Below are 5016 nucleotides of genomic sequence, written 5' to 3' on the forward strand. Positions count from 1 at the left end.
GCCTGGTCGAGACGTTCCGCAGCCGGGTGATGGCCTTGCCGTCGGTCGAGGCTGATCTCATTCCGGCCAACTAACTCGCGGTCGGCGCGCTCCAACCCCTGCACGTTCACGCCGCGTTGACGTCGCGGCATGCTCTGTGGAAATCTAATACTCAAAGCTGAGAGGGACGTTCTCACAGCGGAGATTGCCGAACGGAGGAGTAGATGGTGAACGAATTCACCGAAATGGATTTCTTCCGCGGCAGCGAGCTCATTGCGGACCCCTACCCCTACTACGAGGCGCTGCGGCAGCAGTGCCCGGTGACCCGGGAGAAGCACCACGACGTCACCATGGTGACGGGCTGGGAGGAAGCCTGCGCGGTCCTCAACGACGCCGAAACGTGGTCCTCGTGCGTCGCGGTGACCGGCCCGTTTCCCGGCTTTCCGGTACCGCTTGAGGGTGACGACATCAGCGAACTGATCGAGCAACACCGTGACGAGCTTCCGTTCAGCGACCAGCTGCCCACGCTGGATCCACCCACCCACACCAACCACCGCTCCCTGCTGATGCGGCTGATCACCCCGAAGCGCCTCAAGGAGAACGAGGACGCCATGTGGGTGCTTGCCGACCAAGTGCTCGACGGGTTCCTGGCGCCCGGCGAAGGCGAATGGATCAAGGGCTTCGCGGGTCCGTTCACGCTGCTGGTCATCGCCGATCTACTGGGCGTACCAATGGAAGATCGCGACAAGTTCATCAAAGGCATCCGTGAGCACTCGGGGGGCGGCGTCGGAGGCACCGGCAAGGAATCGCTGGCTCACAGTCCGCTGGAATTCCTCTACGGGCTGTTCTCCGACTATGTCCGGGACCGTCGTCGCGAGCCGCGCGACGACGTGCTGACCGGCCTGGCGACCGCCACCTACCCGGACGGCTCGACTCCCGATGTCGAGGATGTCGCCCGCGTCGCGAGCAATGTCTTCTCGGCGGGTCAGGAAACCACCGTGCGCCTGCTGGGCGCCGCGTTGCAGACGATGGGCGAGCGCCCGGACATCCAGGCGCAGTTGCGCAAGGACCGCAGCCTGATACCCAACTTCATCGAAGAGGCGCTGCGCATCGAAAGTCCGGTCAAGGGCGACTTCCGAATGAACCGGGTGCCCGTCAATGTCGGTGGAGTCGACTTACCCGCGGGCACCACGGTGATGATTGTGCAGGCCGCCGCCAACCGCGATCCGCGCCGGTTCGAAGACCCCACCACCTTCGATCCGGCGAGAAAGAATGCCCGCCAGCATATCTCGTTCGGGCGAGGCATCCACAGCTGCCCTGGTGCGCCTCTGGCCCGCGCCGAAACGCGGGTGGCCATTGAGCGGCTGCTGGATCGCACATCGGACATCCGGATCAACGAGCGAGTTCACGGACCGGCGAATGACCGTCGCTACCAATACGTTCCGACCTATATCCTGCGCGGCCTGACCGAGCTGCACTTGGAGTTCACACCGGCATGAAAGTCTGGGTCGACGATCAGCGCTGTCGCGGTCATGGCGTGTGCGTCACGCTCTGTCCGGAGGTATTCGACCTCACAGACGATGGCTATGCGGAAGCGATAGAGTCCGATGTCCCAACGGAATTCGAGGCGGCCACCCGGGAGGCCATAGACTGCTGCCCCGAACAGGCCATCGCTGAGCGATGACGAGAAGCACACTCGGATAAGGAGATTCGCCGCATTATGCCAAAGGGGTATGTCATCCTCACCGAGGCCATCAAGGATCCGGAGGGTATGAAGGCCTATGGCCAAGCCGCCGGGGCAGCGATGGGCGAAGTCAACATTCTCGCGGTGGATACCGCGCCCAACGTCGTCGAAGGCACCTGGCACGGCAACCAGACTGTCCTGCTGGAATTCGAATCGGTTGACGCGGCCCGCGCGTGGTACGAGTCGGAGGCTTATCAGAAGGCAGTCAAACTGCGCCAAGCCGCCGCCGACTGTAACGTCGTGATCCTATCCGGAATTCGCTGAGTCGCAGCAGCTTTCCTAGAAGCAGCCAGACGCTGTCATGCGGGGGGTTTGTGGTTCGCGAAATACGGTCGCAGCGGACGGGTTTAACGCGTCGGCGCAATGACGGGGGTAGTGAGGGTGCCGTGTGTCAGGTACTCGTCCAGATTGCGCAGGGTGAGCGCGGTCATCGCCGCGCGCGCCTGTGCCGTCGCGGTGCCCACGTGCGGCAGCACGACGACGTTGTCCATCTCGCGGAGTTGTTGCGGCACATCCGGTTCGTGGGCGACCACGTCGAGGCCCGCACCGGCGAGCCGTCCCTGGGCCAACAGCTCGACCAGAGCCTGCTCGTCGACGACGCTGCCTCGGGCGATGTTAATCAGATAACCTTCGGGGCCAAGGGCTTCCAACACGTCGCGGCTCACCAGGGGCGGGGCGTCCTTCCCAGCGGTGGTCGCCACCACCAGCACCTCGACGGATTTCGCCAGGTCCACCGCTGACGGCGCGTACCGGTAGCCCGTTCCGGGCAGTTCGTGGCGGTTGTGATAGGCGATGACACAGTTGAATGCGGTGAGTCGGTGGGCTATCGCTGAACCGATGTTGCCCAGACCCAGGATCCCCACCCGCGATCCGGTCACTGCCTGAGTCAATCGGTATGGCCCGTCAACAGACCAGCGGCCGGCGCGCGCGTAGCGCTCCGCGGCGCCGAAGCCGCGAACTGTCATGAGTATCAACCCGACTGCGGTATCGGCCACGCTGTCGCTCACCGCATCGGCTGTGTTGCTGACGCCGATCCCCAGCCGACGCGCGGCGTCGATGTCAATCGTGTCGTAGCCGTCCGTGTAATGGATGATCGCGCCCAGGTTGGGCAATGCGCCCATCAGTTCGGCGTCGACCGGGGCCTGGCCGGCATCGACAATCGCTTTGACCGAGGCACCATGCTCGGCGAGGAAATCCGCACGCCCCGCACTGAGCGGCAGCACCAGAGCGTCGTATTTCGCGGTCAGCGCCTCGGCGAGCGGGGGCGGAACTTCACCTACCTGTAGAACAGTCGTGCCCATCACAAACCCCCTTCGTCTTATGGGAAGTGATCACCTCATCGTTGCGACGGCGCCTCTTGCGGTCATTAGCTGTTCCGACAACGCGGGTACGCCAAAAATGTGCCGACGAACACAGGGCACCCAAACGCCTTCACGGGACGCGCTATCGCGTCCTGCGCGGTCGCGCGTGTTCGGTGCGCCTCACAGAGACCGGATCAGCCGTTTTGTGGTCGACAATTTATCGGGGGCACAAAGGGAGCGCACACCGGTTCGAAGTATGGCGGGGGATCAGGTCCGTCCCAGATTTCGCTCACCGGGCCATCACTCATCGGAACATTGCCTCGCCCATAGGGGGTCTGCCAATAGGTGTGGCAGACGCTGTTGTCCCAAACCACATGAGTCGCCGGAATCTTTACATTGACACCGGGGACTGAGGCAGCGTGCGTCCCCGGCAACGGTTGCCCTGGGCACCACTGAGATGGGCCGGGGGACTGAGGGTCTGCCTGGGCGGTACCGATAAATCGGCTTCTCAACTGAACCGGGCCGTCGGCGCCCGCGGCACCAGCGCTTACCGTCGCGACACCGAGCACTGTGCTGACTACGACAACGGCCCGGCAGACACCGCCTATTAACCGCAACGCATGCATTGTCAGCTCCATCTTCTGGGTCTGGTCAGCGCCTCAGCCACCACACGTGGGACACCCGTACGGATACCACCCTTGCCACCGGTGATTTGCCGTAAGTCACGAATTTCTTACGCCAGTCTGCGGTCCGCAGTACCGACACCGACCGTCGGCTGGTTGCTTTCGGTCCAGCCACAAAACGTCTTGGTCCAATGATGTGACCGGATTGCCGAAGTACATTTCAACTGTGACTGCCTAGACCGTCGTCGACGACCTCGCGGACATCATCTCTTCTGCTTGCGAAGGCGAGGGATTATCCTTCCGCAATGGCGTCGAGCGTGTCGGGCAAGGTCGCATTCGTTACCGGCGGGGCGTCCGGCATCGGCGCCGCGTTGTCCACCAAATTAGTCGACGACGGCGCTGAGGTCTGGATCGCCGATCGTCAGATCGGCGCGGCGCAGGAGTTGGCGCAACGCCTCAACAATGGTGCCGGAAAGGCGCACGCGATCGAACTCGATGTGCGCAGCTACCCATCGTTTGAGCGCGCCGTCGCCGAGGCGGTGCAGCAATCCGGGCGGATCGACTACCTGTTCAACAACGCGGGCATCGGAGTCGGCGGTGAAATCGACTCCTACACGCTCGATGACTGGAACGATGTCTTCGACGTGAACCTGCGCGGTGTGGTGCACGGTATCCAGGCGGTCTATCCGATCATGATCGGGCAGCACTCCGGGCACATCGTGAACACGGCCTCAATCTACGGTCTCGTCACCACTCCGGGCTTCGGGAGCTACACCGCCACCAAACACGCCGTCGTCGGAATCTCGAAGGCGTTGCGGGTGGAAGCCGAGCGCCACGGCGTGCAGGTGTCGGCGCTGTGTCCGGGCGTGATCCGGACCCCGATCCTCACCGGCGGCAAATACGGGCGGCTGACTACCACCGGCGTCAGCGATGAGGAACTCCTCAAATTTTTCGACGTATTCCGGCCGATGCCACCCGAAAAGTTCGCCGAGCGCACCCTTCGTGCCGTGCTGCGTGGAGACGCAATCATTGTGGTGCCAAGCTGGTGGAAGGCCTTCTGGTATCTAGAACGCCTCTCACCGGCCCTGTCGAGGCGGGCTGCAAAACTATCGCTTAAGCGCCTACGGGAAGCGGTATCCACCGCCTCCTAATCGCTGCGCGCCCTCTGCTCAGGCGCACCGGTTCACACGTCGAGTGCGGCCGGCACGGTGCGTAATTCTGCCGCCGCACGTGCAGTAATAGGTTGCGACGTAGCCACGTTGGGCAAATTCGAAGGGTTTCGTTTGGTGATGTAGGCAGCAGAGGCATTTGAGGTTCGAGGTGTGCGTGGACCCCTCAGCCGTTATTCGACGATTGAGATAGCCTGCCG

Annotated in this window: 5 protein-coding genes and 1 pseudogene; 4 read left to right on the plus strand and 2 right to left on the minus strand. The window is 63.0% G+C overall.

The features are described 5' to 3' along the window. Positions 1-203: 203 nt before the first annotated feature. Genes VNW74_RS24690 through VNW74_RS24700 form a run of 3 tightly spaced genes read left to right on the plus strand, consistent with a single transcriptional unit; the run spans position 204 to position 1987 of the window. Complete coding sequence (locus VNW74_RS24690) at positions 204-1478, plus strand: cytochrome P450 (protein ID WP_325681725.1); 1275 nt, start codon at positions 204-206, stop codon at positions 1476-1478. Next, the gene (locus tag VNW74_RS24695) at positions 1475-1663 is read left to right on the plus strand and encodes a ferredoxin (RefSeq protein WP_325681727.1); all 189 of its coding nucleotides are present in this window, start codon (positions 1475-1477) and stop codon (positions 1661-1663) included. Before VNW74_RS24690 ends, VNW74_RS24695 begins: the two co-directional genes overlap by 4 nt. A gap of 36 nt (positions 1664-1699) precedes the next feature. Next, positions 1700-1987: a DUF1330 domain-containing protein gene (locus tag VNW74_RS24700; protein WP_325681729.1), complete on the plus strand. Its 288-nt coding sequence runs from the start codon at positions 1700-1702 to the stop codon at positions 1985-1987. Between the two features lie 83 nt (positions 1988-2070). Here VNW74_RS24700 and VNW74_RS24705 read toward each other — a convergent pair whose 3' ends face one another. Beyond that, positions 2071-3024: a 2-hydroxyacid dehydrogenase gene (locus VNW74_RS24705; protein WP_325681731.1), complete on the minus strand. Its 954-nt coding sequence runs from the start codon at positions 3022-3024 to the stop codon at positions 2071-2073. A 500-nt stretch (positions 3025-3524) separates the two neighbouring features. After that, positions 3525-3650: pseudogene (locus VNW74_RS24710) on the minus strand (hypothetical protein); the annotation flags it as partial. Positions 3651-3952: 302 nt separating this feature from the next. Between VNW74_RS24710 and VNW74_RS24715 the strand changes: the two are divergent. Beyond that, positions 3953-4798: an SDR family oxidoreductase gene (locus VNW74_RS24715; protein ID WP_325681733.1), complete on the plus strand. Its 846-nt coding sequence runs from the start codon at positions 3953-3955 to the stop codon at positions 4796-4798. Positions 4799-5016: the final 218 nt, after the last annotated feature.

The sequence above is a fragment of the Mycobacterium sp. genome, from assembly GCF_035570115.1.
Taxonomy (GTDB): domain Bacteria; phylum Actinomycetota; class Actinomycetes; order Mycobacteriales; family Mycobacteriaceae; genus Mycobacterium.

What these genes read in the sequence shown, in the direction of transcription:
- VNW74_RS24690 (WP_325681725.1), top strand. Translation starts at nt 204, where the DNA reads ATGGTGAACGAATTCACCGAAATGGATTTCTTCCGCGGCAGCGAGCTC.
- VNW74_RS24695 (WP_325681727.1), top strand. Translation starts at nt 1,475, where the DNA reads ATGAAAGTCTGGGTCGACGATCAGCGCTGTCGCGGTCATGGCGTGTGC.
- VNW74_RS24700 (WP_325681729.1), top strand. Translation starts at nt 1,700, where the DNA reads ATGCCAAAGGGGTATGTCATCCTCACCGAGGCCATCAAGGATCCGGAG.
- VNW74_RS24705 (WP_325681731.1), bottom strand. Translation starts at nt 3,024, where the DNA reads ATGGGCACGACTGTTCTACAGGTAGGTGAAGTTCCGCCCCCGCTCGCC.
- VNW74_RS24715 (WP_325681733.1), top strand. Translation starts at nt 3,953, where the DNA reads ATGGCGTCGAGCGTGTCGGGCAAGGTCGCATTCGTTACCGGCGGGGCG.